1 protein-coding gene is annotated in these 272 nt (G+C 62.5%); it reads right to left on the bottom strand.

The window, feature by feature from the left end:
* Nucleotides 1–272: Mks condensin complex protein MksF (locus KAJ71_RS23280; protein WP_248947798.1), on the bottom strand; the 272-nt coding region annotated here is incomplete at both ends.

Here is a 272-nt window from a genome sequence, read left to right as displayed (position 1 = left end):
ATGCTTGAGTACCGACAGCTCGCCCAACCAACGCTGGATGCCGCTGATTTCCCGCTCCAGGCGCATCAGCTCCTGCGTGCCGCCACGCTGATCGTTTTGCAGCGCGTCCTGCTCGTTGCGGTAGTGCTCGGCCTGGATCGTCAGTTCTTCCTTGCGCGCACTGGCGTAGTCCGACCACGTGCCGAGCAGCGAGTCCAGCAGCGGCGACAGGCGATGCAATTTGCCGCGCAAGATGTCGCGCTGTTTTACGCCATTGGCGAGCGCTTCAACCA

Origin of the sequence: Serratia silvae, assembly GCF_023282985.1 — a bacterium.
Classification (GTDB): Bacteria; Pseudomonadota; Gammaproteobacteria; order Enterobacterales; family Enterobacteriaceae; genus Chania; species Chania silvae.
This window is presented reverse-complemented; position numbering and strand designations above follow the sequence as displayed.